Genomic DNA, 24,832 nt, shown 5'->3' with positions numbered 1-24,832 from the left:
ATGAACAAGAGAAAAGTGATTCCGAGTCTGCGTTCGCTCGCAGATCAAGAACGCGCGACGGCCAAGAAGGCGCGCGCATCGTGGCAGATGTTCACGATTATGGCAGAGTTTATCGAGGCGACCGAGTACCTGTCGGAGATCCGCCCGGCCGTCAGCATCTACGGTTCTGCCCGTCTGAAGCCCGATACGCCGCACTACAAGTTGGCCGTGCAGATCGCGCGCAAGCTGTCCGACGCCGGCTTCGCGGTGATCTCCGGCGGCGGCCCCGGCATCATGGAAGCCGCGAACAAGGGCGCGCACGCCGGCAAGGCGCCGTCGGTCGGCCTGAACATCGAGCTGCCGCACGAGCAGGCCGGCAACCACTACCAGGACATTTCGCTGCGCTTCCGCCACTTCTTCACGCGCAAGGTCACGTTCGTGAAGAACTCCGACGCGGTGATCGTGATGCCGGGCGGCTTCGGCACGCTCGACGAACTGTCCGAAGTGCTCACGCTGATCCAGACGAAGAAGTCGCGCCTCGTGCCGATCATTCTCGTCGGCAGCACGTTCTGGCAGGGGCTGCTGCAATGGTTCCGCGACCAGTTGATCCCGAACGGCCTCATCAATCCGGAAGACATGGACCTGATGCAGGTGATCGACGATCCCGACCAGGTGCTCGACGCCGTGCTCGCGTTCTACGAGGACAGCGGCGAGGAAGAAGGCGCGGACGGCGACGATCATCCGCCGCGGCCCGAAGAAGACCGCATGTTCTATCTGTAATTCGATCGGCTCGATGGCCGGCCTTCACGGCCGGCATCCCGCTTCCCGCGCGGCAGGCATGGCGATTCCGCCACCTGCCGCGCGTCATTTTGTAACGCCGCGTTAATCCCGCAACGCAGCCGCGCACCGTCGAATGTCAAATTCGGGCGGGCGGTGCCGCACAACGCATTCGACGCGTGCCACGCCCGGCACCGACCATTGTCAAATCACGCTGCCTGCCATCGGTCCAGCCGGCCGGCCTGACGTCAATCTGCCGTAACAAATGCCGCTCGCATTTTCCGTGCGGCGCCCGCACACTGCCTCTTGTCGGCGTGGCGTCCCCCCGGTGGAACGATCCCCCCTCGCGTCCATCGCGTCGCGCCGGCCTTTTGACAACGACATCACGGAAAACAACATGAAACGTTCGCTGATCGCCCTCGCCTTCGCCGGCCTCGGTGTTTCGCTGTCCGGCCTCGCCCACGCCGTCAACGTCGACGTCAACATCGGCACGCCCGCGCCGGTCGTCGTCGCGCCCGCGCCTGTCGTGGTCGCACCGGCTCCCGCGGTCATCGTCGGCTGGCACGGCGATCGTTACTGGGACGGCCGCCGCTACTGGGAACGCCGCGAGTGGGAAGATCACGAGCGCCATCATGGTCACGGCGGCTACCACTGCCCGCCGGGACACGCGAAGAAGGGCGAGTGCTGAGCATCCGAGTGCGGGTTCGATCGGGCTCGCGCACTGCAGGACAAAGAACAAGGCCGCACGTGAACGAAAGTTCGCGTGCGGCCTTCGTCGTTACGCCCGCGGCTTGCGCGGCGTTCACATCACTGAAACGCCACTTCCGCGAAGCTTCGCAGTTTCCGGCTATGCAGCTTGTCGAGCCCGTTCGTGCGCAGGATCTCCATCGCCTTCACGCCGATCTGCAGATGCTGGTCGACCTGCCCGCGATAGAACGTGTCGGCCATGCCCGGCAGCTTCAGCTCGCCGTGCAGCGGCTTGTCGGACACGCACAGCAGCGTGCCGTACGGCACGCGGAACCGGAACCCGTTCGCGGCGATCGTCGCGCTTTCCATGTCGAGCGCGATCGCACGGCTCTGCGACAGCCGCTGCACGGGTTCGCGGTGATCGCGCAGCTCCCAGTTGCGGTTGTCGACGCTCGCGACCGTGCCCGTGCGCATCACGCGCTTCAGTTCGGCGCCTTCGAGACGGGTGACCTCGGCCACGCCGCGCTCGAGCGCGAGCTGCACTTCGGCGAGCGCCGGGATCGGCACCCACAGCGGCAGGTCCGCATCCAGCACGTGATCCTCGCGCACGTAACCGTGCGCGAGCACGTAGTCGCCGAGGCGCTGCGTGTTGCGCAGGCCCGCGCAGTGGCCGAGCATCACCCACGCGTGCGGACGCAGCACCGCGATGTGATCGGTGATCGTCTTCGCGTTCGACGGGCCGACACCGATGTTGACCATCGTGATCCCGCTGCCGTCCGCGCGCTTCAGGTGATACGCGGGCATCTGCGGCAGCCGCGGCGGCGCGGCGCCCTCGGCCGGCTCGCTGCCGAGGTTCGCGTTGTACGTGATGACGTCGCCCGGCTCGACGAACGCGCTGTACTGGCTGCGGTACGCGCGCACCTCGGGATCGTCGCTCTCCGTCATCATCGTGCGGCCGAGCTTCACGAATTCGTCGATGTAGAACTGGTAGTTCGTGTAGAGCACGTAGTTCTGGAAGTGCGTGGGCGACGTCGCCGTGTAGTGACGCAGCCGGTGCAGCGAGAAGTCGACGCGTGCGGCGGTGAACAGCGCGAGCGGATGCGGCTCGCCGGGCGCCGGCTCGAACGTGCCGTTGACGATGCGGTCGTCGAGGTACGACAGGTCGGGCGTGTCGAAGATGTCGCGCATCGCGAGCAGGCGGTCGCGGTCGAGCTCGCCTTCGAGATGGATGCCTTCGGGAAACGCGAAGTGAACCGGAATCGGCTGCGACGAGACGCCGATCTCGATCTTCACATGGTGATTCTTCGACAGCAGGCGCAGTTGCTCGCGATAGTAGTTCGCGAACAGGTCGGGGCGCGTGACGGTCGTCTCGAACACGCCGGGACCCGCGACGAAACCGTACGAACGGCGCGAATCGACGTGCGTGTTGACGTCGGTACGAATCCGCACGAACGGATAGCACGCACGCACGTGCTCGGTGATCGGTTCGTGGCGGCGATAACGCGCGAAGGCATCGCGCAGGAAGCCCGTGTTGGTGTCGTAGATGGCCGACAGCCGCGCGACGGCGGCGACGGAATCGTCGAATGCTTCGACGGGCGGACTCTCGGGCGTCAGCACCCGATGCCGGCGGCTCAAATCGTTCTTCATTTTCATCACCTCGTCTGATCGGACGACATTACCACGGAACCCGGTCACGCTCATGGCCGCCCGCTTGCACGCGAGGGCCGGGCCGCGCGCAGTATTTGCTAAAATCGGAAGGTTCACTGGAGACTCATCATGAAGCCGCTCATTCTCGTCGCCGCTGCCGCCGTGTTCGCGGGCACGTTTGCCGCTGCCGGCGCCGCTTACGCCGCCGGCGGCACGCCCGACGCCGACGCGCAGGCCCGGGCCGAGGCCAACGAGGCCGCCGGCCTGCCCGATCTCCGCAAGATCAACCGGCCGGGCGCCGAAGTCACGTCGAAAGTCGACTTCACCGACATCCGCCGCACGCCGAGCTTCCATGCCAAGAGCAAGAGCGGCACCGAGGTCACCGAGTATCGCGATCGCGGCAAGCCGGTCGAAATCGACGTGAAGTCGAACTTCGGCACGCGCTACCAGATGAGCTCGACGCTCGACACGTCGCCGAAGCCGCACGACGCGGGCGTCCCGATCACGCGCCTGCCGTCGGTCAACCTGCGCTACTGATTTCCTGCCGCGCCGCGTCGGTCCCGACGCGGCGCGCCGGCATTCCCTTCACCTCCTGTCGCGCCGCACGCCGCGCGCGTGCCGACAACTGACCAGACGCATCTCGCATGGCCGTTTTCACCGCTGTTTCCGACTCCGATCTCGCGCAATGGATGCGCCACTACGAACTGGGCGACGTGCTGGCGTTCCGCGGCATTCCGTCCGGCATCGAGAACAGCAACTTCTTCCTGACGACGACACGCGGCGAGTACGTCCTGACGATCTTCGAAAAGCTGACGGCGGAACAGCTGCCGTTCTACCTCGACCTGATGCGCCATCTGGCGAGCCACGGCGTGCCGGTGCCGGATCCGGTCCCGCGCGACGACGGCGCACTGTTCGGCGAGCTGCACGGCAAGCCGGCGGCGATCGTCACGAAGCTCGACGGCGCCGCCGAACTCGCGCCGGGGGTCGAACACTGCATCGAGGTCGGGCAGATGCTCGCGCGCCTGCACCTCGCGGGGCGCGACTATGCGCGTCACCAGCCGAACCTGCGCAGCCTGCCGTGGTGGCAGGAAAACGTGCCGGCGATCGTCCCGTTCGTTTCCGACGCGCAGCGCACGCTGCTCGAGGACGAACTCGCGCACCAGGCCGCGTTCTTCGCGTCGGACGACTACGCGGCGCTGCCGGGCGGCCCGTGCCACTGCGACCTGTTCCGCGACAACGTGCTGTTCGCGCACGCGGCGCCCGGCACCGGTCATGAGGTACGGCTCGGCGGCTTCTTCGATTTCTATTTCGCGGGCTGCGACAAATGGCTGTTCGACGTCGCGGTCACCGTCAACGACTGGTGCGTCGACCTCGCGACGGGCGTGCTCGACGTCGCGCGCGCCGATGCGCTGGTGCGCGCCTACCAGACGGTCCGGCCGTTCACGGCCGAGGAACGCCGCCACTGGAGCGACATGCTGCGCGCGGGCGCGTACCGCTTCTGGGTGTCGCGCCTGTACGACTTCTACCTGCCGCGCGCGGCCGAAATGCTCAAACCGCACGATCCCGGTCATTTCGAACGCATCCTGCGTGAGCGTATCGCCCACACGCCCGCGCTTCCCGAGACCCATACCGCATGCAACTGATCGAAGTGCCCGCGAAAGCGGGCTATGTCTGGTTCCGACAAGGCATCTGGCTGTTCCGCCGGAACCCGCTCGCGTTCATCACGCTGTTTTTCACGTACCTGCTGGCGATCACGCTGGTGTCGATGGTGCCGGTGATCGGCGCGGCGCTGCCGCTGCTGTTCATCCCCGGCATCGCGGTCGGCTTCATGGCGGCATGCCGCGACACGGTGGCCGGCAAGCCGGTGATGCCGACGATCCTCATCGACGGCTTCCGCTCGTACGGCACCGCGACGACGCAGCGGCTGCTCGTGCTCGGCGTGGTCTATGTCGCGCTGATGGTGCTGGTGTTCGCCGCGTCGTCCCTCGTGGACGGCGGCGGGCTGCTCCAGATGATGCTCGGCGCCACGAACGACGCGAGTCCGACGCCGGAAACGCTCGCCGCGCAAGGCACGCTCGGCGCGCTGCTGCTGGCGACGCTGCTCTACGCGCCGGTCGCGATGCTGTTCTGGTTCGCGCCGGTGCTCACCGCGTGGCACGACATTCCGCCCGCCAAGGCGCTGTTCTTCAGCATCGTCAGCTGCTGGCGCAATCGCGGCGCATTCGTCGTGTACGGGCTGCTGTGGTTCGGCGTCGCGCTCGGCACGTCGTTCGGCCTGTCGCTGCTGCTGCAGGCGCTCGGCGCCGGCGCCTATGTGCTGACGATCATGATGCCGGTGACGATCCTCATCGTCACGATGATGTACTGCTCGTTCTACGCGACCTATCGCGGCTGCTTCGGCGTGCAGGAACCGGGCGCCGCGACGCCCACCACCGGCCGCTGACGCCGTTCGGCCGGCGCCCGCCGCCGGCCGTCCATCCCTCCTCCCGGCCGGCCCGGCGCGGATCCCCGGCGCCACGCCCCACCCTGTTCAACCGAATCTTTTGCGCGCAAAATAATTTGCGTACAAATCGTTAGCGCGTCCGCCGCGCCGCCCGAATCATGGACCGCCTGCCCCCGCTGCCCCAGACGCTCGACGAGCAACTGTGCTTCGCGCTCTACTCGACATCGCATGCGATGACGAAGGCGTACAAGCCGCTGCTCGACAAGCTGTCGCTGACCTATCCCCAATATCTGGCGATGCTCGTGCTGTGGGAGCGCGACGACATCGCCGTAAAGGACATCGCCGCCCGCCTCGACCTCGATCCGGCCACCGTCACGCCGCTGCTGAAGCGGCTCGAGGCGCTCGGCTACGTCGAACGCGTGCGCAGCGTCGCCGACGAGCGCATCGTCAACGTGCGCTTGACGACGGAAGGCCGCGCGCTGAAGGACAAGGCGCGCTCGGTGCCCGCCGATCTCTTTTGCGCGATGCAGCAAACGCCCGAGTTCCTGGTCAGGCTGCGCGCGGATCTCCAGCAGTTGCGCCACGCGCTGTCGGCCGCCAACGAAGGCTGACGAACCCGCGATCGCAAACGGCCCGGCACTGCCGGGCCTTTTCTTAAAAATTTCATTTGCACACAAATCATTTGTGTTCTATATTTTCCTCGTGGCCGGCGACACCCGTCCGACCGGACCGCTTCCTCCCATTCTTCCGACAGGAGCTGCACCATGAACATTCTGTACAAGACCAGCGCCACGAGCACGGGCGGCCGCGACGGCCGCGCGGTATCCGCCGACAACAGGCTGGAAGTGAAGCTGGCCGCGCCGCGCGAACTCGGCGGCACGGGCGCGGAGGGCACGAACCCGGAACAGCTGTTTGCCGCAGGTTACTCGGCCTGTTTCCTCAGCGCGATGAAATTCGTCGCGGGCCAGAACAAGCAGACGCTGCCGGCCGACACGCAAGTGACCGCGGAAGTGGGCATCGGCCCGAACGACGCAGGCGGCTTCGGGCTCGACATCGAACTGCGCGTGTCGCTGCCGGGGCTCGACAAGGCCGATGCGCAGGCGCTGGTCGACAAGGCGCACCACGTGTGCCCATACTCGAACGCGACCCGCAACAACGTGCCGGTGCGCCTGACGGTCGTCTGACGCGACGCACGACGTTGAATGCAAAAAGGGCGTGTGCGGCTGCTTGCCGCACACGCCCTTTTGCGTGATTCGCTGGACCGGCTGACATGCCGGCCCGCGCTGCGCTGCTTAACGCGAGCCGAACGAGAACGGGCGGTTCATCGCCGCTTCGCGATCGATCTTGCGCATGCGGAATTCGAGATCGTAGATGTCGGTTGCTTCGGAAAGGTACGCGTCGGCGCGCTCTTTCGCGGCCTTTTCAGCGTTCTTGGTCAGCATCAGGAAGAGGTGGCTCAGCAGGTACATGGTCGATCTCGCAATCCAAAGGTTCTTTGACTAGGGTTTTCCCGAATTATAGGGAAAACCCTAGCCTTTGGCCAGCGTCGATCGGAAGGTGCGTCGTCAGGTCGCCACAGTGCGGCGATTCTCTTCGAAAAAGGTCCAGATCATTGCGCTCGCATCGGGGCCGACCGCCGCGTGGAACGGCACCGCCTCGTCGCCGCCCGACCATGCATGATCGAGCCCCTTCACGTGACAGAGCCGCACGATCGACTCGCCGTCGCGACGCACGTCGGTGATCTGCGCGCCGGCCTCGCGCGTTTCCACCCGCTCGCCGCCGCGCAGTGCGCCGCGGCTGTCCGCGAGCCCGTTCAGGCGCATGAACTGCACCGTCAGCTGGTCCGCATTCTTCGGCGCGACGACATGGTCGCCGTCGCCCTGCACGATCAGCACGGGCATGCCCGGATAGGCCCCGGTGTCGACCAGCGTGTCGACCACCGCAGCCGGGTTCTGCCGCAGGCCGCGCCGCATCACGTCCATCGCGCTGATCCCGGAATTCGCCTCGCCGAGCGCGGGGCCCGAATGCAGCGCGACCGCCGCGAAGCGGTCCGGGTGATGCAGTGCGAGCAGCGCCGCCAGGCCCGCGCCGGCCGACAGCCCGGCGACGTAGACGCGCGATGCATCGAAGCCGTGCTCGTCGACGAGCGCATCGACGAGCGACGCGACCGCATCCGCCTCGCCGCGGCCCGCGCGGTCGGTGTCTTCATACCAGTGCCAGCAGCCGTGCGCATGCGCCCGCAGCGACTGCTCCGGATACAGCACCGCGAAACCGTACTTGTCGGCCAGCAGGTTCATCCGGGTGCCCTGCGCGAACTCGTCGACCGATTGCTGGCAGCCGTGCAGCATCACGACCAGCGGTATCGCGCCGCGCCGCCGGCCAGGCGGAACGTACAGGCCGTAGGCGAGCTGCTGGACCAGGCGGCCCAGCGCGGGCGCCATCGGATGCTCGCCGCGCGTCCACTCGCCGGCGGCCCAGGCGGCCGCGCGCGGCCGCACGCGCGACTCACGTGGCGGGGACAAATCGGTTGCGGCGGGCGATGCGGCGGCCTCGAGCGTATCGCGCGCGATCCGCTGGGCCTCGCGCGCCGCGCGTTTGGCGGCCGGAGACAGCATTCGTTTCATGCCGCCTAGCCATACCTTCGTCAGACTTTTGGTCATCAATCGGGCTCGCAGTCAGGAAAAATAGGGATACGACACGGGGTGCATCATTCGACTTTGTGCAATGCACCATAACATTGTTTCTGGGATTTTTCCTGCGCGCGGAGAGTTCCCCTCGGCGCAAAAAACGGGCCTCGAACACACGCGGCGCTATACTGGGGTTTGGCCGCTTGTATCCGTTGTAGTCGTTCTTCCCGGCTCGCGCGTTGATTTAAGCATTCGTCCCGCCCCTGCTCGTTCCCCTCCCGATGTTCGACCTGCCCTCTCACCTGTGGATCACGATCACCGCGTTCGGTGGCGCCGGCCTGACCTTGCCGCTCGCGATCACGATCGCCGTATGGCTCGCGCTCGGCTACTCGTGGCAGCGCGCGGCCGCGTGGCTCGGCGTGCTCGCGGCCGCGATCGGGGTCGTCGCGCTCACGAAGATCGCCTTCCTCGGCTGGGGCATCGGCATCCGCGCGTGGGACTTCACGGGATTCAGCGGCCACGCGATGCTGTCGACGTCGGTGTATCCCGTCGCGATCTTCCTCGCGCTGATCCGCACGCGCACGCCGGTGCGGATCGCCGGCATCGCGCTCGGGCTCGCGGCCGGCATCGCGGTCGGCGTGTCGCGCGTCGCGCTTGACGCGCATTCGCCGTCCGAATCGATCACCGGCTGCATCGTCGGCGCGATCGCCGCGCTGGCGTTCATCGCCGGCTCGTGGCACGCGGTACCGCACCGCTGGTCGGTGGCGGCGGTCGTCGCGAGCCTCGCGCTCGTCACCGTCGCACTGCACGGCATCACGGTGCCGTCGCACCGCTGGGTCACCAGGGTCGCGCTGGAGCTGTCGGGGCACGAGCGGCCGTTCGTCCGCGCCCGCTGGAAAGCGAATCCGAACTACCGGCCGGCATCGCAGCCGTCGTCGCTGCAGCGCACCGATTCGTCGCAGCCGCTGCTGCACGCGTGACGGGCCGCACGCACGTCATCCGGTCGCCTTTCAAGTCTGAAGATCGTCATGCGCGCCGTCGCATGAACGGTATGTCGAGCGTTATAACCCGCCCTATATTACGATTACGGTTTCCAACCATTCAAACGCCCCGACCATGCGCTCGACCGTCCGCCCGCTTCGCCGCACCCTGCTCCGCCTGCTGCCGCTCGCCGCGCTTGCCGCGGGCATCGCGTTCAGCGCGCCGGCTTGCGCTGCCGACGAGCTGGTCGTGTCGGCGGCCGCGAGCCTGACGAACGCGTTCAAGGCCGTCGGCGATGCGTTCCAGAAGCAGCATCCGGACACCAAGGTGCTGTTCAACTTCGGCGCGTCGGACGTGCTGATGCAGCAGATCGCCAAGGGCGCACCGGCCGACGTGTTCGCCTCGGCCGACCAGAAGGCGATGGATCGCGCGGTCAGCGAAAAGGTCATCGTGCCGGGCACGCGCCGCGATTTCGCGGCGAACTCGCTCGTGCTGATCGTGCCGGCGGACAGCCGTGCGGTCGCGCCGACGTCGCTGAACGACCTGACGGCGCCCGGCGTGAAGCGCATCGCGTACGGCGACCCGGCGTCGGTGCCGGTCGGCCGCTACACCGAAGGCGCGCTGCGCGCGGCAGGCGTGTGGGACGCCGTCAGCGCGAAGGGTGTGCTGGCCGCCAACGTGCGCCAGAGCCTCGATTACGTCGCGCGCGGCGAAGTCGACGCGGGCTTCGTGTTCGGCACCGACGCGGCGATCATGCCGGGCCGCGTGAAGGTCGCGCTGACCGTGCCGACGCAGACGGCCATCACCTATCCGATCGCGGTGGTCAAGGACAGCCGCCATGCCGCGGAGGCGCAGTCGTTCATCGACTTCGTCGCGTCGCCGCAGGGCCAGGCCGTGCTGGCGACGTTCGGTTTCAAGCCCGCGGGCAAGTGAGCGCAGCATGATGCAGGACGCCTGGGTACCGCTGCTGTTGTCGCTGAAGGTCGCCGGCTGGGCGACCGCGCTCGACATCGTGCTCGGCGTCGCCGCCGCCTTCGTGCTCGCGCGCTGGCGCTCGCCGCTGCGCGACGTGGTCGATTCGCTGCTGACGCTGCCGCTCGTGCTGCCGCCGACGGTGCTCGGCTATTACCTGCTCGTGCTGCTCGGCCGGCACGGCGTGTTCGGCGCGTGGCTCGACACGCTCGGCATCGAACTCGTCTTCACGTGGCAGGGCGCGGTCATCGCGTCGATGGTCGTCGCGTTTCCGCTGATCCTGAAATCGGCACGCGCCGCGTTCGAAAGCGTCGACCCGCATCTCGAGCGCGCGGCACGCACGCTCGGGCTCGGCGAAGCCGCGGTGTTCTTCCGCGTGACGCTGCCGCTCGCCACGCGCGGCATCCTGGCCGGCGCGCTGCTTGCCTTCGCGCGCGCGCTCGGCGAATTCGGCGCGACGCTGATGATCGCGGGCAACCTGCCCGGCCGCACGCAGACGCTGTCGGTCGCGATCTATGCGGCGGTGCAGGCCGGCGACGACAGCACGGCCAATTTCCTCGTGCTGGTGACGTCGATCACCTGCGTGCTCGTGCTGCTCGCGACCGGCTGGCTCGTGCCGTCGCGTGCCGGACGGAGCCAGCCGACATGACGCGCCAGCCGCATCCGCACCGCTGCGCCGCACCGGTCGCGGCAACACGCCGTCCCGTCGCGCGGGCGGTTTCGCGCACGCACGGCGCGGCACGACGGAGGCCCGCATGAGCGTCGCCGTCGATATCCGCAAGACCTACGCGAACGCCGAGCGCCGCTTCACGCTCGACGTGTCGTTTACGGCCAGCACGCAGCGCGTCGTGCTGTTCGGGCCGTCCGGCGCCGGCAAGAGCATGACGCTGCAGGCGATCGCCGGCTTGCTGTCACCCGACGAAGGCACGATCACGCTGAACGGCGAAACGCTGTTCGATTCCGCGCGCGGCATCGACGTGCCGACCCGTGCACGCCGCGTCGCGTATCTGTTCCAGGACTATGCGCTGTTTCCGCACCTGAACGTGCGCCAGAACATCGCGTTCGGGCTCACGCCGGGCCTGCGCAACCCGCGTGCGAAGGCGGTGCCGCCCGAAGTCGCGTACTGGCTGCAGGCGTTCGAACTCGACACGCTCGCCGGGCAATTCCCGTCGCAGTTGTCGGGCGGGCAGAAACAGCGCGTCGCGCTTGCCCGCGCGCTGGTCGCGCAGCCGAACATCCTGCTGCTCGACGAGCCGTTCGCGGCGCTCGACGGCGCGCTGCGCCAGCGCATGCGCCACGAACTCGCCGAACTGCAGGCGCGGCTCGATATCCCGATGGTGCTCATCTCGCACGATCCCGACGACGTCGCCGCGTTCGGCGACCAGGTCGTGCAATTGAGCGAAGGACGCGTGCAGGCCGCAACGCCGCACGCCGAGTGGCCGACGCGCGTCACGTGATCGCGCGAAGGCGGTGGCCCATGTGGCCACGTTGGAGCCTGAGAGAAGCCGCACGTGCGGCACAAGCTGGAACGAGCTGAAAAGGGGATCGAAACCGGCGCCTCCTGCATGTCGGGCGGCGCCGGTTTCGCCGCGTCCGCCCACGGTCATCGACAGGGACGGCGCGCGCCGCCGTCGTGCGATCAGCCCGTCACCGCGAGAATCACGCTCGATGCCTTGAACAGCGCGATCGCACGCCGGCCGGCGTCGAGTTGCAACGCGCCGACACTGTCGTTCGTGACCACGGCCGTGAGCGTCCCGCCACCGTCGAGCGCCAGCGTCACCTCGCTGTTCACCGCGCCCGCCGTGACCGTTTCGACCGTCCCGTGCAACTGGTTGCGTGCGGACACCTTCAAGGTCGCGTCGGCTCCGCCGTCGTCGTCGACCGCCAGCACGACCCACGACGCCTTCACGAGCGCGCACGCGTCCGCGCCCGGCTGCAGGCCGAGCGCGTCGGCGCTTTCGTGCGTCAGCACCGCGACGATCGCCTGCCCGCCCGGCAGCACGAGCGTCACCTCGTCGTTCACCGTGCCGCGCACGATCGACTCGACCTTGCCGAACCACTGGTTGCGCGCGCTCGTCTTCATCCCGATCCGGCCGATCAGCGCCCAGTCGACGTCGAAGCCGGACACCGCCGCGCTCGCGGCGTCGATGAAGCGGCGATGCTCGCGCTCGATCGTGCGGAACGCGGCGATCAGCGACGTCGCGCGCGGCGTCAGCGTCGTGCCGCCGCCGCCCTTGCCGCCCGTCGAGCGCGTCACGAGCGGCTCGCCGGCCAGGTTGTTCATCGTATCGATCGCCTCCCACGCGGCCTTGTAGCTGAGCCCGACGGCCTTTGCCGCGCGCGTGATCGATCCGGTGTCGCCGATCGCCGCGAGCAGCGCGATGCGGGTGGCGCCGCCGAGCGTCTGCTCACCCGCGCGCAGCCACAGTTCGCCGCCCAGTTCGAGCGGCCCGGCGGAAGAGGAAGGAGGCGATGCGTCGCTCATCGGTCTGTCGGAAGAAAACGGGTGGCCATTATAGTGAGCGCGCGCCGCTCAACGCGGCTTGCCGTCGAGCTTTGGCGGGCGCAGGCTCGCGAGGAGCGCCTCGGCGTCGCGCGCCGCGCGTTGCTCGAGCGCCGCACCGTAGCCGCGCACGAAACCGAGCTGGTACGCGGGCGCCGCCAGTTGCTCGAGATGATGCAGCGCGACGATCGTGTCGTTCGCCTCGCCGAGCACGCTCTGCACGCGCGCGAGCGTCTTGACCGTTTCGTTGCGCGTGCGGCGCGAGGCCAGCGACGCGAAGAACTCGAGCGCGTAGCGCAGCCGCTTCGCGTCGATCCGCACCTGGTGCCGCGCGGCCGTGTCAAGCGACGTGAGCGACGGCGATGCATACAGGTGACCGAACAGCCGCCGCACGCGCTTGGTCGCGTGGCGCCGCAGCGACGGCGTGTCGTCGTCGCCGGCGGCCGGCGGCAGCGCGAGCGCGCTCAGCCATTCGAGCCAGCCGAGCGTCAGGCGCGCATAGCGCGCCGAATGCAACGCCTGGCGCAATTCGACGCGCGCCGCCGTCGCCTGGACGCGCGCGGCGTCGAGCGTGCCGTCCCAGTCGGCGCTGCCGCCGTCGGCCGCGATCAGCGCGGGCAGGCTTTCGGTCGAGAACACGTCCCAGTCGCGCACCGTGCCGAGCAGCGACGCGACCCAGCGCAAGTCGGCGCCGAACGTGTTCTTCCATTGCTCGTCCGCAAAGCGTGGAAAGAAGCGCATCAGCGTGCGCAGCCGGCGCAGCGCGACGCGCATCTGGTGCACGAACTCGGGATCGTCGCGATCGAGCACGCCGCCCTCGTTGCCGAGCCATTGCGCGGCAATGTCGCCGGACAGCGCGAACAGCGCGGCCCGCTGCGTGCGGATGCCGGTCAGGTCGACGAGTTGCGCCTTGACCGGCCTCGCAACGGCGGGCTCGCCCGCGCACGCGCGATCGATCACGCTGGTGAGCTGCACGAACGCGGGCCATGCGCCGCTGAGCTCGCGCGCGGCGGCGAACAGCGCGCGCAGCGCGGCCGTGCGCGCGGCGACGGTTTCCCAGTCGGGCGCCGCGAGGCGCAGCTCGACCTGGCGGCGCGGTGGTTCGGTGCCACGGTGCAGAATGATGTCGTCGAGCGTCATCTCGACCACCACGCCGCTGTCGTCCGCCCAGCGCCCGCGCCGCCGCTCGCTGACGAGCCGCAGCGGCGCCGGCCCGGACGATGCGGCGAGCGCCGCTTCTGCAACGGCGTCGGCCGTCACGCGGTCGCCCTCGCCGGTCGCCTGCGGCGCATCCGCATCGGCGATCGGCGCCGATGCGGGCGTGGCCACCGCGATGCCCGCGTGTTCGGCATCGAACAGTTCGCGCTCCACGACGCCGGGCGCGAATGCCTTCGTGCGCGACGCGACGACCCGCCGGCCGTGCGCGTTCGACTCGATCCACGTCCACCAGCACTCGCCGGGGCTCGGCTCGGCTTCCTCGACCTGGCATGGCTCGATCGTCACGTGTTCCTGGCCGCGCCGCATCCGCACCTGCGGACAGATCCGCCACGCACGGACGAGTTCGGCGCCGAAGTCGCGCTGCTCACCACGGGCCCGGCTTCCCGCCCTGACCGGCCAACCTTCCAGCGACAGGCACAACACGATTTCCAGCACACGCGACATGGAGGCTCCTGCACATGAAGAATCGCCGGCACGTCCTCCGTGCCGGCGTCGTCCGTGAAGCAGCTTCCATAGTACACGCGGCCAATATGCGTTGGCGACGATCTGGCCCTGTCGCCCCTGTCACGCATCAAACGACGTATCAGACGACGTATTGCGCGATGCCGTTGCCGAACGACCAATCCTCCTTCAGCACTTCGACGAGACTGATGAAGACGTCCTGCGGCCGCACGCCGGGCTGCCGCGCGAGATTCTCGGCGATGGTCCGGTACAGCGCCTGCTTCTGCTCGAGCGTACGCGTGTTGTTCGCCGTGATCTGGACCATCACCAGATCGTCGCTGCGTTCGATGTCGAGGTAGTGGCGGCCGAAGAAGAAGTTCTCGGCCGAATGCTCGGTCACGACCATGAAGATGTCGTCCTCGGGCACGTTGAACGTGTGCATCAGCGCGCGGTGCACGCCGTCGACGAGCGCCGCACGGTAGGCGGCCGGTTTGCCTTCGCGCACGGCGATACGGGTGAATGGCATGGTCCTGCTCCTTTCGGTGACGTTGAGAATCGGAAACGCAAGGTCAGGTTAGGCGCGCAGAACTATAATGAACAGTCATCATCTGATATTTCATTCATTTACATTCGAAATGAAAGTCCTCGACCTCGATGCGGTGCGCGCATTCGTGCTGGTCGCCGATCTCGCGAGCTTCACGCGCGCCGCCGACGCGCTCGGCACCACGCAATCGGCCGTCAGCCTGAAGCTGAAGCGGCTCGAAGCGCACCTGGGCAAGCCGCTGCTCGCACGCACGCCGCGCGTCGTCAAGCTGGCGGCGGACGGCGAGAACTTCCTGCCGGCCGCCCGCGCGCTGCTCGAGGCGCACGACCAGGCGCTCGGCGCGATTTCGGCCGGCACGCACCGCCTGTCGCTCGGGGTCAGCGAGCACGTCGCGGTGCCCGACCTGCCGGCCGTGCTGACGAGCCTGCACCGGCAGGATCCCGGGCTGTCGCTGGAGATGCATCTGGGCATGTCGGCGAGCCTGCTCGCGCAATACGACGAACGGCGGCTCGACGCGGCGATCGTGCGGCACGAACCGGGCGAGGATCCGCCGCGCGACGACGGCACGCTGCTGTTCACCGAACCGCTCGCATGGCTCGCCGCGCCCGACTGGGCGCCGCGCGCGGGCGAGCCGCTGCCGCTCGCGGTGCTGGCCGGGCCGTGCGGCGTGCGGGCCGCCGCGCTGCGTGCGCTCGAGCATGCGGGGCGGCCGTGGCGCGAGCGCTTTACGGGCGGCGGCGTCGCGGCGGTCACGGCCGCCGCCGCGGCCGGGCTCGCGATCTGTCCGCTGGCCCGGCGGGTCGCGCCGCGCACGCTGGTCGACGTCGGCACGAAATTCGGCCTGCCGCCGCTGCCGCATTCGCAGGTCGTGCTGTATTCACGCGTGCGCGCCGCCCGCGCGGCGGCCGCACTTCGCAGGTTTTCCGACAGCCTTGCAATCTCGGCGTAAACTACGCGGTTCCGCTGCCCGCAATCCCCTGACGAATTCCGATGAAACCCGACGCCCGCAAGCACCTCCGTGCCAACCTGCTGATGCTCGCCGCCGCCGCGATCTGGGGCTCGGCGTTCGTCGCGCAACGACTGAGCCTCGACGTGATCGGGCCGTTCCTGTTCACGGGGCTGCGCTTCCTGCTCGGCGCGCTGGTGCTGCTCCCGCTGCTGATGGTCAACGCAGGCTCGCGCGCGCAGTTCGCGGCGATTCGCCGCGAGCCGGCCCTGTTCGCGCCGGGTCTCGCGCTCGGCGTGCTGCTCGCCGTATCGATCTCGCTGCAGCAGGTCGGCCTGCAGTACACGCGGGTCGCGAACGCGGGCTTCATCAGCTCGCTGTACGTCGTGATCGTGCCGCTGATGGGCGTGTTCGTCCGCCACCGGATCGGCGCCGGCACGTGGTTCGGCGCGCTGCTCGCGGCGCTCGGCCTGTACTTCCTCAGCATCGACGAGCATTTCTCGGTGCTCTACGGCGACTGGTTCCAGCTCGCGGGCGCCGTGGTCATCGCCGCGCACGTGATGACCGTCGGCCATTTCGCGAAGCGGCACGATCCGCTCGTGCTCGCGTTCCTGCAATTCGTCGCGTGCGGCGTGCTGTGCCTCGCGGCCGGCCTCGCGATCGAGCCGGTCAACCTCGCGATGCTGAAGCGCGCGCTGCCGACGCTGCTGTACGGCGGGCTGCTGTCGGTCGGCGTCGGCTATACGCTGCAGGTCGTCGCGCAGCGCGATGCGGCGCCGGCGCACGCGGCCGTGATCTTCAGCATGGAGGGCGTGTTCGCGGCCATCGCCGGCTGGGCCGCGCTCGGCGAGACGCTGACGCTGCGCGCGCTGGTCGGCTGCGCGCTGATGCTCGCCGGCCTGCTCGCGTGCCAGTTGCTGCCGAACGGCAACGCACGGAAAAAGGACGAGGACGCGCTGCCGGCGTGACACGCACGATCCCTATAATGGCGGTTCGCGTGCTTTTCATGCCAACCGCTTCCGACAGGCCAGCCCCGTGACGTCCACTCCCGTCGATCCCGCCGCCGACCTGCTGCGCGAACGCGCAGCGCACTATGCCGCCGAGGCCGCGCTGTTCCAGCGCGACCAGGCGCTGTCCATCGCTTCGCACGACCTGCGCAGCCCGCTGAACGCGATGCACAGCTGGGCGTACGTGCTCGAGCGCCAGCTCGCCAGCGCCGACCCGAACCTGCAACGCGCGCTCGCGGGCATCCGCGCGGGGATCGACCAGCAGGTCGCGCTGATCGACGACGTGCTCGACGCACCGCGCGCGGCAACACGCACCCTGGCGATCGCCACGCAGCCGTTCGCGCTGCGCCCGCTGCTCGACGACACGCTCGCACTGGTGCGCTGCGCACTCGCCGACGCACGACAGGTGAGCGTCGACGCGACGCTGCCCGACGGCGAGCCGTCGCTGACCGCCGACCGCGAGCGCATCGCGCAGGCGCTCTGGACGATGCTGACGACGGCCGTCGAAGCCAGCGCCGCCGGCAGCCGCGTGACGTTCACGTGCGCGCGTGACGGCGCGCAGTACGTCGCGCACGTCGCCTGCGACGTGAACGCCGCCGCCCTCGCCGATCCGGCGCTGCCGCATGCATTCGAACCGTTCGCGCGCCGCGAGATGCTGCACCCGCGCGACGCGAAGCGCGTCGCAGCGGCGCTCGCGCTGTGCCAGCGTGTCGCGCTCGCGCACGGCGGCTCGTTCACCCACGCCCCGTTCGCCGACGGCGCCGCCGTCACCCTGTCGCTCACCGTCCCCTGCGAGGCGCCGGTGTAAGCCATCGGCCGCCCGACACATTACATTCCCCTTTCCGGCCCTATACTGTTGGGCCTGTCATGACTGGAGCGATTCTTTGTTACAGATCTTCGCGCTCATCGGCGCGTTGTTCCTGGTGGCCCTCAACGGGTTTTTCGTCGCAGCCGAATTCGGCCTCGTCAAACTGCGCGCGACGCGCGTCAAGACACTTGCCCGCAAGCACGGCCTGCGCGGGCGCATCCTCGCGATCGTGCACGGCCGGCTCGACGCGTATCTGTCCGCCTGCCAGCTCGGCATCACGCTCGCGTCGCTCGGCCTCGGCTGGGTCGGCGAGCCGGCGTTCGCGGAACTGATCGGGCCGCTGCTCGACCTGATCGGCGTGCAGTCCGAACGCATCGTGCACCTGATTTCGCTCGTGTTCGCGTTCTCGCTGATCTCGTTCCTGCACATCGTGGTCGGCGAGCTCGCGCCGAAATCGATGGCGATCCGCCAGTCGGAGAAGGTCGGCCTGTGGGTCGCGCTGCCGCTCTACGCGTTCTACTGGGCGATGTATCCGGCGATCTGGGTACTCAACACCAGCGCGAACGCGGTGCTGAAGCTCGCGGGCCTGTCGGCCGACCATGGCGGCGATGCGCACTACTCGACCGACGAGCTGAAGCTGATCCTGCGCAGCCGCCGCAGCGCGGGCAACGCGGCCCAGCCGGCGCGCGGCACGTACACCAACGACGAGTGGAACACGCTTGCGCACTCGCTCGATTTCTCGTCGATGACGGTGTCGGACCTGATGCGGCCGGCGCATGAAATGATCGGCCTGCGCCGCGACCTGCCGCTGCCCGACAACATGGAAATCGTCGCGCGGCACCGCTTCAGCCGCTATCCGCTGTTCGAGAATGCGTCGCGCGAACAGGTGAGCGGGCTGATCCACCTGAAGGACCTGCTGCTCGCGCGTCACGCCGGGGCGGCGCTCGAAGACCTGTCCGACTACGTGCGCCCGGTGCAGTACGTGAAGCCCGACACGCCGGCGCTGGAGCTGTTCCGCCGCTTCCGCAAGGGCGCGCCGCACTTCGCGCTGGTCGGCAACAAGGGCGAGAAGCCGATCGGCTTCCTGACGCTCGACAACCTGCTCGGTGCGCTGGTCGGCCAGATCCACGACGAGTTCCGCCAGGGCGACGCGGACTGGAGCCGCCTCGACGACGGCACGCTGATGGGCAAGGGCAGCCTGCCCGTCGTGTCGCTCGAGCAGGCGCTCGGCATCGACATCGACGAAGGGCGTGCGGAATCGGTCGGCGGCCTGGTGATTCACGCGCTCAGCGATCTGCCGACCGAAGGGCAGCGCGTGTCGTTCGATCGCTTCGACGTCGTCGTGAAGAAGATGAACGGTCCGCGCATCGTGCTGGTGCGCGTCTATCCGAAGATCGCGAAGGAGGCCGACGAATGACGGCCGCCGCGGGCCGCGCGCGATGACGCCGACGCTGCCGCGCTGCTGCGTGATCACGCCGGAGCCGGCGTCCGCGTCGGCCGCCGATTGCCTCGCATTCCTCGACACGCTGTCGGCCGTGCTCGCGCGCGGCGAAACGCTCGTGCAGCTGCGCGTGAAGTCGTTCGACGCGGCCGCGTTCGCACGGCTGGCCGCCGATGCGCTCGCGCGCTGCGACGCCGCCAGCGCGCAACTGATGCTCAACGGGCCGATCGACGCGGCCGGCGTGATGCGGCTCGACGGCGCGGGCTGGCACCTCGACGGCGCCGCGCTGCGCGCCGTCGCGCAACGGCCGCTGCCGGCCGCTCGCCGCATGTCGGCCGCCTGCCATGCGGCCGACGATCTCGTGCTGGCCGCGCGTGCGGGCGTGGATTTCGTCACGCTGTCGCCCGTGTTGCCGACGCTCAGCCATCCCGGCGCGCCGACGCTCGGCTGGACGCAATTCGCTGCGCTGGCCGCGCAGGCCGCGATGCCGGTCTATGCGCTCGGCGGCATGACGCGCGCGCATCTCGACGACGCGCGCCGCCACGGCGCGTACGGCGTCGCGGGCATTCGCGGTTTCTGGTAAGGGCGGCCGGGCGCGCCAGCGCCCGACCCTCCGGGCATCACGCGTGCGGAACGGGACGCATCGCGCGCCATGCGCGGTCGTCGATCCGACGCACGTCGTGCGTCAGCGCGTACCGGTTGACGTCGCCCGTCAGCCACGCGACGAGCGAATACGGCGGCAACTCCCCTTCGTCGACCCGGTCGCGTGCGCGTGCCGGCGTCTCGAACACGACCTGCCCGCGCGGCGCATCGAACGGCACCGCGTCGGGCGACAGGTTCAACGCGATGGTCAGCGTCTCGTCGTCGGCGAGCCGCCATGACGCGAGCAGCGCGTCGGCATCGCCGTCACCGCTCGCCTTCAACGCATGCGCGTCCTGCGGCCGGCAATCGGACAGCCGCGGCGCGATCAGCTTCGCGCGCACCGCGAGCGCCGACTGCACGAAATGCGCGCGATCGACATCGCGCGCGGTTTCGTCGAAGATCAGCGGGATCTGCGGCGTGAGCAGCGACAACGCAAGCGCCGCGAGGCCCGCCGCCTGCTCGCTGTCGCGCTGTTCGCTGTCACGCCACGCGCCGTCGGACAGCACCAGCGACGTGAGCGACAGCCCTTCGGCGCACGGGCCGTCGCCCGCCGCCGCCGGCTGGAACGCCGCGCCTGCGGCGGTCAGCGCGCGCGCGAGCGTGTGGATCGACTGGTGGGGCGAAATCCCTTCGTGCGCCGATGTGTCGCGCCCCGTCAGCCGATGCAATGCGCGTTCTCCGCAACCGTTCCACTGCGCATCGAAATGCGTATCGGCCAGGTGCACCGGATGACGCTCGCTGCCGAGCACGAGGTGGATCATCCGGTCGGCCGGCACGGCCGCGCGCACGCGGTCGGCGATCTCGCGCAGCCACGACGTGCCGATCCGGTCGGCCTCGCGCAGCCGCAGGCCGTCGCAACGGTATTCGTCGATCCAGTACAGCGCGTTGTCGCAGAAGAAGTCGCAGACTTCCGGATGGTCGAGCGCAAGCGGCGCCGCCTGCAGCGGATCGTCGCGCGTATGGAAGAACGGCACCGCGTAATGGCGCAGTGCGTCGGTGCCGCTGCCGAAGCGCGCGTAATCGAGTTCCAGCAGAACCGCGAGACCGTAGCCGTGCGCGGCGTCGATCAATGCCTTCAGCGCGTCGGGGCCGCCCTCGGACGCGAGTGGCGCGAACGGCAGACTGTCGTGCGGCGACGCGAGCAACTCCAGCGCGGTCACGCCGAGACGCGCGAGCTGCGGCAACCGGCGGCGCACGCCGTCGAAGCCGCCCACCGCGTGCGGACGAATCGCGTACAGCGCGATGTCTTCCCACGGGCGGCCGCGCCAGAACGTGTTGCGCCATGTGAACGCGCGCGGATCGACGACCTCGCTCGGGCCGTTGAGCCCGTCCGGTTGCGAACGCGACGCGGGATCGGGAATCGACACGACATCGTCGAGCCGGTAACGGTAACGCGCGCCCGCACCGCATTCGACGAACACTTCGAACCAGTGCGGACCGGCCGCCGTCATCGGGACGAGCGTCGGGCCGGAGCCGGTATCGAGTTCGAGCTGAACATGCGTGCTGCCCGGCGCCCACACGCGGAAATGCGTGCGCGGCGACGTGCCGAGCGCACCGCAGGGCTGCGCGCCGGACGGCAGGCAGTGTATGTAGTGCTGCGCATACGGATCGTGCGGACAATCTGACATGATGCGCTCCTCGTGCGTGCCGAGCGGCATGGCCGCGCGATTCGCGCGGCGCATCGGGCCCGGCATGCGACGGCCAGGCAGGGGGAAGAAAAGTATGCGCCGCTTTCACGATCGCGACGCATCGAATCCTCACATTTTTAAATGCGAATCGACCCCGGCAAGGGTTGCGCGCGATGCGCGCCGAATCGGGTAGTCCGCATACCGGAATGGTCGCTCGCCTTGTTGCGCCGCGGCCCCGCACTTACGCTCGGTGCGATGCGCGTGGGCACCTCGCCCGCGCGAGAATTCGAGGAATCTCCATGTCGCTCCCCGCCAGCGCCGCGAAGTTCGATCCGGCACGCGCGCACGAATACGCCGAACAATCCCGCATCGCGCTCGCCGGCTACGACGCGTGCCACGAACTCGCCGCGTGCATGCTCGCGTCGGCGATCGGTGTACGCGATGCGCGGCTCCTCGTCGTGGGCGCAGGCGGCACGGGGCAGGAAATCTGCGTGCCCGCGGCGCTCGAACCGGGCTGGCAGTTCACGGCCGTCGATCCGTCCGCGCCGATGCTCGCGCTCGCGCGTGCCAACGTCGAAGCGGCGGGGTTCGCCGCCCGCACGCAATTCGTCGAGGCCGGCGTCGACGCGCTGCCCGATGCGCCGGCGTTCGACGGCGCGACGCTGATCGGCGTGCTGCATCACGTCCCCGGCGATGCGGCGAAGGCCGCGCTGCTGGATGCGATCGCGCGCCGCCTGAAGCCCGGTGCACCGCTCGTGATCGCGGCCAACTATCGCCGCTATGCGGAGCACCCTCGCCTGCTCGACGCGTGGCAGCAGCGCTGGCGGATGAAGGGCGCGACGCCCGACGCCGTGCGTGCGCAGCTGGCGAAAATCCTGCAGGGCGCCGATCCGCCCGCTGCCGAGGAAGCCGTCTTCGCGTTGCTGCACGATGCGGGCTTCGATGCGCCGCTGCGCTTTTTCTCGAGCCTGTTCTGGGGCGCGTGGATCGCGGCGCGGCGCGGCGCGTGACGGCGTAAGTCGGCGTAAGTCGGGGCGAAGCGGCGAGCCGCAGCGTCAGCGCGGCCACCATCCGGACGCGCTTTCCGCTCGAAGCCGCGATGGCGCGTGGCGACGGCGGCACGCATCCGCCGATCGCTCGCTGTCTCGATAGCGAGCCACGCGCGGGCCGCCGACCGCCGCGCTCGAGCGCGGCGATCGGTAAGAACGGCTCAAGTCATCCGCGTCAGCTCAGCAACCCTGCCGCGACGTTGATCGACAGCCCGAGCACGGCCATGTTGAAGTAGAACGACAGGATCGACTGCGCGAGCACCGCGCGACGCGCGGCGCGATTCGCGAGCGACACGTCGGCCGTCTGCGACGCGACCGCGAGCGTAAAGGCGAAATACAGGAAGTCCCAGTAGTCGGGCTCGGGGTTGCGGTCGGGAAACCGCAGCGCGCGATCGCTGCTCGGCGAGCCGTAATAGAGCCGCGCATAGTGCAGCGTGAAGATCGTCGGGATCAGGAACCATGCGCCGAACAGCGTCGCGCCCGTGACCGCGTAGTGGCCGAGCCCGGCACGAAAGCCGACGTTCTTCGCGGTGGCGAGCTCGATCGCGATCGCGGCGACGCTCGCGACCGTCGCGATGCAGATCACCGTCAGCACGGTCGTCGCGTTCTCGTCCTCGCGGATCGCGATCTCGCGCACCTGATGGTGATGTGCGGTGACCATGCGCCCCCACATCAGCACGAGATACAGCCAGACCGTGCAATCCCAGCCGATCAGCGCACGCGCGGTCGGTCTCAACTGCAACGGCAGCAGCAGCGCGCACAGCACGCCCGCGGCGAAGGCGGCGACCATGCGCGGCCGGTTGCGTAATACCTGCGGATAAAGCGTCATCGTGTGATTCCGAAAGCGGATGGAAAGGGTTCGGCCCGCGTGCGAACGGCCCGCCGGGCAGCGCCGGCGGGTACCGCCCCGATTATCGCCATTCCTGCATGACGTTGCGACTGGCGTGAGCGCCTAAGATATCGGGATGACTCCCGTCCTCTGCCACCATCCCGCGAACGCGGCCGGCCGCGACTTCGTCGTCGGTGATCTGCACGGCTGCGTGGATGTGCTGCGCGCGCTGCTGCACGACATCGGCTTCGATCCGGCTCGCGACCGGCTGTTCTCGGTCGGCGATCTCGTCGACCGAGGCCCCGCGTCCGAAACCGCGCTCGAGCTGCTCGACCGCCCGTGGTGCCACGTGGTGCGCGGCAATCACGAAGAAGTGCTGAGCCTCGTCGCGCGCGGCAAGCTGTCGCACGATGCGTGGCGCGGGATCGGCGGCGACTGGGGCGCCGACCTCCCGCCGGAACGGCTGCACGCGCACGCGGCGCGCGTCGACGCGCTGCCGCTCGTACGCGTGATCGGCGACGGCCCCGCGCGCTTCAACGTGCTGCATGCGGAATTCCTCGGTCCGGACGCCGAACTCGACGCGGGCAGCTATTCGCCCGACGTGCGCGAGCGGCTGATCTGGGGGCGCGACCTGGTCCAGGGGCTCGTCGACCCGGCCCGGCAGGCCGGCCTGTCGCTGACCTGCACCGGCCACACGCCGGTGCGTGCGCCGCAGCGCATCGGCGCGCAATGGTTCATCGACACCGGCGCGTTCGCACCGTCGGGACGCCTGACGATCGTCGAGCCGCGCACAGGCGACACGTGGTCGCTGACGCAGGCCGACGCGCGCGCGCGTCATGCGGGCGACCTGCCGCTGCCTTAGGCCCACGTTCACGCCGATAACGGGCCTGCGCAGGCCGCGGGCCGGCAACGCTCGGCGGACTCACGCTCACGCGCGCGCGTTTGCGTGCGCGAGCACTGCGCTAACCCACCTGGTTCAGCTCGAACACCGCATCGATCGCGGATCCGTTCCAGTTGTATTCGAGATACGCAGCGTGATGACAATCGCGCAGCAGCGTCGTGCGAAACGCCGCGAGGCACTCGCCGCGCGGGTCGCGCACCGACGGATAGACGATCCCCGCGCCGCCCGCGTCGCGCACCGCGCGGCCGAGTGCCTGCCCCGCGCCGTAATCGAGCGGATCGAGCAGCGCCGGGCTGCGCTGCGGCCACGTGCGCACGTCGGCGACGTCGCCCTGCGCATACACCGTGTAGAGCCGCATCTGCTGACGCATCGGCGCCTCCTTCGTCGCGGCCAGGAACAGCCCGCTGTGATAGCGCGTTTCGGCGATCGCCGTATCGCGCGACCGCCCGCAGTAGAACACGCCGTAGCTGCCGTCCGAAAAGCGGCTGCCCTGCGGATTCAGATGCGTGAACGCGGCCATGATCGGCCCCCAGCCCGGGCCGTAGCGACGCTCCGCCGGCGGCACGAGTTCGAGCGTGCCGACTTCGTTGCGGATGCGATCGTTGGTCAGCGATTCGAGCGCATAGAGCGCATCGAAATCCTCGGCGGACGCGACGCGGTCGAACAGGTTGATGGCTGGAAAACGAGTGGGAATCACGCGATAGGCAGGTGCCCAGTCGACGACGGTCATGGGCCAGTGCTGTACTGCTTCGATCGGCATCG

Annotated in this window: 27 protein-coding genes; 18 read left to right on the top strand and 9 right to left on the bottom strand. The window is 69.0% G+C overall.

Features of this window, described 5'->3' with window-relative positions:
- Together U4012_RS16280 and U4012_RS16275 are read left to right on the top strand one after the other, a co-directional pair.
- Positions 1-759, top strand: coding sequence for a TIGR00730 family Rossman fold protein (locus U4012_RS16280; RefSeq protein ID WP_044845264.1), 759 nt, complete (start codon positions 1-3; stop codon positions 757-759).
- A 394-nt stretch (positions 760-1,153) separates the two neighbouring features.
- Positions 1,154-1,444 carry a hypothetical protein gene (locus tag U4012_RS16275; protein WP_044845263.1) on the top strand — a complete coding sequence of 97 codons (291 nt, stop codon included), beginning with the start codon at positions 1,154-1,156 and terminating at the stop codon, positions 1,442-1,444.
- Between the two features lie 119 nt (positions 1,445-1,563).
- Here U4012_RS16275 and U4012_RS16270 read toward each other — a convergent pair whose 3' ends face one another.
- Positions 1,564-3,090, bottom strand: a complete 1,527-nt coding sequence (locus U4012_RS16270) for an AMP nucleosidase (RefSeq protein WP_044845316.1) — start codon at positions 3,088-3,090, stop codon at positions 1,564-1,566.
- Between the two features lie 129 nt (positions 3,091-3,219).
- Here U4012_RS16270 and U4012_RS16265 point away from each other — a divergent pair, with 129 nt between their 5' ends.
- From U4012_RS16265 to U4012_RS16245, 5 genes are all read left to right on the top strand, one after another.
- A complete protein-coding gene (locus U4012_RS16265; protein WP_321799910.1) occupies positions 3,220-3,627 on the top strand; it encodes a hypothetical protein in 408 nt (135 codons plus the stop codon).
- A 107-nt stretch (positions 3,628-3,734) separates the two neighbouring features.
- The gene (locus tag U4012_RS16260; protein WP_124667574.1) at positions 3,735-4,733 is read left to right on the top strand and encodes a homoserine kinase; all 999 of its coding nucleotides are present in this window, start codon (positions 3,735-3,737) and stop codon (positions 4,731-4,733) included.
- Entirely contained in the window at positions 4,724-5,533 is an 810-nt protein-coding gene (locus U4012_RS16255; protein WP_124522658.1) for a BPSS1780 family membrane protein, read from the top strand. The genes U4012_RS16260 and U4012_RS16255 overlap by 10 nt, the downstream gene beginning before the upstream one ends.
- A gap of 158 nt (positions 5,534-5,691) precedes the next feature.
- Complete coding sequence (locus tag U4012_RS16250; protein ID WP_321799906.1) at positions 5,692-6,144, top strand: MarR family transcriptional regulator; 453 nt, start codon at positions 5,692-5,694, stop codon at positions 6,142-6,144.
- A 153-nt stretch (positions 6,145-6,297) separates the two neighbouring features.
- Positions 6,298-6,717 (top strand): organic hydroperoxide resistance protein, encoded by a 420-nt coding sequence (locus tag U4012_RS16245; protein ID WP_040139352.1) that lies wholly within the window; start codon positions 6,298-6,300, stop codon positions 6,715-6,717.
- 108 nt (positions 6,718-6,825) lie between these two features.
- Here the strand turns inward: U4012_RS16245 and U4012_RS16240 are convergent, their stop codons facing one another.
- Together U4012_RS16240 and U4012_RS16235 are read right to left on the bottom strand one after the other, a co-directional pair.
- Positions 6,826-7,002, bottom strand: a complete 177-nt coding sequence (locus tag U4012_RS16240) for a DUF3563 family protein (RefSeq protein ID WP_006753395.1) — start codon at positions 7,000-7,002, stop codon at positions 6,826-6,828.
- Positions 7,003-7,098: 96 nt separating this feature from the next.
- Positions 7,099-8,193 (bottom strand): PHB depolymerase family esterase, encoded by a 1,095-nt coding sequence (locus U4012_RS16235; RefSeq protein ID WP_124486435.1) that lies wholly within the window; start codon positions 8,191-8,193, stop codon positions 7,099-7,101.
- 248 nt (positions 8,194-8,441) lie between these two features.
- Here U4012_RS16235 and U4012_RS16230 point away from each other — a divergent pair, with 248 nt between their 5' ends.
- From U4012_RS16230 to U4012_RS16215, 4 genes are all read left to right on the top strand, one after another.
- Entirely contained in the window at positions 8,442-9,140 is a 699-nt protein-coding gene (locus U4012_RS16230; RefSeq protein WP_044845257.1) for a phosphatase PAP2 family protein, read from the top strand.
- Between the two features lie 136 nt (positions 9,141-9,276).
- Positions 9,277-10,074, top strand: a complete 798-nt coding sequence (modA, locus tag U4012_RS16225; protein WP_321799901.1) for a molybdate ABC transporter substrate-binding protein — start codon at positions 9,277-9,279, stop codon at positions 10,072-10,074.
- A 10-nt stretch (positions 10,075-10,084) separates the two neighbouring features.
- Entirely contained in the window at positions 10,085-10,762 is a 678-nt protein-coding gene (modB, locus tag U4012_RS16220) for a molybdate ABC transporter permease subunit (RefSeq protein WP_124921428.1), read from the top strand.
- A 106-nt stretch (positions 10,763-10,868) separates the two neighbouring features.
- A complete protein-coding gene (locus tag U4012_RS16215) occupies positions 10,869-11,570 on the top strand; it encodes a sulfate/molybdate ABC transporter ATP-binding protein (RefSeq protein ID WP_321799898.1) in 702 nt (233 codons plus the stop codon).
- A gap of 182 nt (positions 11,571-11,752) precedes the next feature.
- Here the strand turns inward: U4012_RS16215 and U4012_RS16210 are convergent, their stop codons facing one another.
- The 3 genes from U4012_RS16210 to U4012_RS16200 all read right to left on the bottom strand — a co-directional run bounded on the left by U4012_RS16210 (position 11,753) and on the right by U4012_RS16200 (position 14,801).
- Positions 11,753-12,598 (bottom strand): TOBE domain-containing protein, encoded by an 846-nt coding sequence (locus tag U4012_RS16210; protein WP_124486439.1) that lies wholly within the window; start codon positions 12,596-12,598, stop codon positions 11,753-11,755.
- 48 nt (positions 12,599-12,646) lie between these two features.
- Positions 12,647-14,278 (bottom strand): CHAD domain-containing protein, encoded by a 1,632-nt coding sequence (locus tag U4012_RS16205; protein WP_321799896.1) that lies wholly within the window; start codon positions 14,276-14,278, stop codon positions 12,647-12,649.
- Between the two features lie 139 nt (positions 14,279-14,417).
- Positions 14,418-14,801 carry a tautomerase family protein gene (locus tag U4012_RS16200; protein WP_124571627.1) on the bottom strand — a complete coding sequence of 128 codons (384 nt, stop codon included), beginning with the start codon at positions 14,799-14,801 and terminating at the stop codon, positions 14,418-14,420.
- Positions 14,802-14,910: 109 nt separating this feature from the next.
- On the opposite strand from U4012_RS16200, the gene U4012_RS16195 reads away from it, so the two are divergent.
- From U4012_RS16195 to U4012_RS16175, 5 genes are all read left to right on the top strand, one after another.
- Positions 14,911-15,768, top strand: coding sequence for a LysR family transcriptional regulator (locus tag U4012_RS16195; RefSeq protein WP_321799893.1), 858 nt, complete (start codon positions 14,911-14,913; stop codon positions 15,766-15,768).
- Positions 15,769-15,809: 41 nt separating this feature from the next.
- On the top strand, positions 15,810-16,733 hold the full coding sequence (locus tag U4012_RS16190) for a DMT family transporter (protein WP_321799891.1): 924 nt from the start codon (positions 15,810-15,812) through the stop codon (positions 16,731-16,733).
- Positions 16,734-16,800: 67 nt separating this feature from the next.
- Positions 16,801-17,580: a sensor histidine kinase gene (locus U4012_RS16185; RefSeq protein WP_044846580.1), complete on the top strand. Its 780-nt coding sequence runs from the start codon at positions 16,801-16,803 to the stop codon at positions 17,578-17,580.
- 76 nt (positions 17,581-17,656) lie between these two features.
- On the top strand, positions 17,657-18,997 hold the full coding sequence (locus tag U4012_RS16180; RefSeq protein WP_321799888.1) for a hemolysin family protein: 1,341 nt from the start codon (positions 17,657-17,659) through the stop codon (positions 18,995-18,997).
- A 22-nt stretch (positions 18,998-19,019) separates the two neighbouring features.
- Positions 19,020-19,604: a thiamine phosphate synthase gene (locus U4012_RS16175; RefSeq protein WP_321799886.1), complete on the top strand. Its 585-nt coding sequence runs from the start codon at positions 19,020-19,022 to the stop codon at positions 19,602-19,604.
- 37 nt (positions 19,605-19,641) lie between these two features.
- Here the strand turns inward: U4012_RS16175 and U4012_RS16170 are convergent, their stop codons facing one another.
- Positions 19,642-21,291 (bottom strand): DUF3459 domain-containing protein, encoded by a 1,650-nt coding sequence (locus tag U4012_RS16170; RefSeq protein ID WP_044846627.1) that lies wholly within the window; start codon positions 21,289-21,291, stop codon positions 19,642-19,644.
- A gap of 299 nt (positions 21,292-21,590) precedes the next feature.
- On the opposite strand from U4012_RS16170, the gene U4012_RS16165 reads away from it, so the two are divergent.
- Positions 21,591-22,301, top strand: coding sequence for a class I SAM-dependent methyltransferase (locus U4012_RS16165; RefSeq protein WP_321799883.1), 711 nt, complete (start codon positions 21,591-21,593; stop codon positions 22,299-22,301).
- A 214-nt stretch (positions 22,302-22,515) separates the two neighbouring features.
- Here the strand turns inward: U4012_RS16165 and U4012_RS16155 are convergent, their stop codons facing one another.
- On the bottom strand, positions 22,516-23,169 hold the full coding sequence (locus tag U4012_RS16155; RefSeq protein WP_044846584.1) for a DUF1345 domain-containing protein: 654 nt from the start codon (positions 23,167-23,169) through the stop codon (positions 22,516-22,518).
- Positions 23,170-23,305: 136 nt separating this feature from the next.
- Here U4012_RS16155 and U4012_RS16150 point away from each other — a divergent pair, with 136 nt between their 5' ends.
- On the top strand, positions 23,306-24,031 hold the full coding sequence (locus U4012_RS16150; protein ID WP_044846585.1) for a metallophosphoesterase: 726 nt from the start codon (positions 23,306-23,308) through the stop codon (positions 24,029-24,031).
- 100 nt (positions 24,032-24,131) lie between these two features.
- Here U4012_RS16150 and U4012_RS16145 read toward each other — a convergent pair whose 3' ends face one another.
- Positions 24,132-24,830: an RES family NAD+ phosphorylase gene (locus U4012_RS16145; protein ID WP_124646469.1), complete on the bottom strand. Its 699-nt coding sequence runs from the start codon at positions 24,828-24,830 to the stop codon at positions 24,132-24,134.
- Between the last annotated feature and the right edge of the window lie 2 nt (positions 24,831-24,832).

It is taken from the genome of Burkholderia sp. BCC1988, assembly GCF_905339895.1.
Taxonomy (GTDB): Bacteria; Pseudomonadota; Gammaproteobacteria; order Burkholderiales; family Burkholderiaceae; genus Burkholderia.
This window is presented reverse-complemented; position numbering and strand designations above follow the sequence as displayed.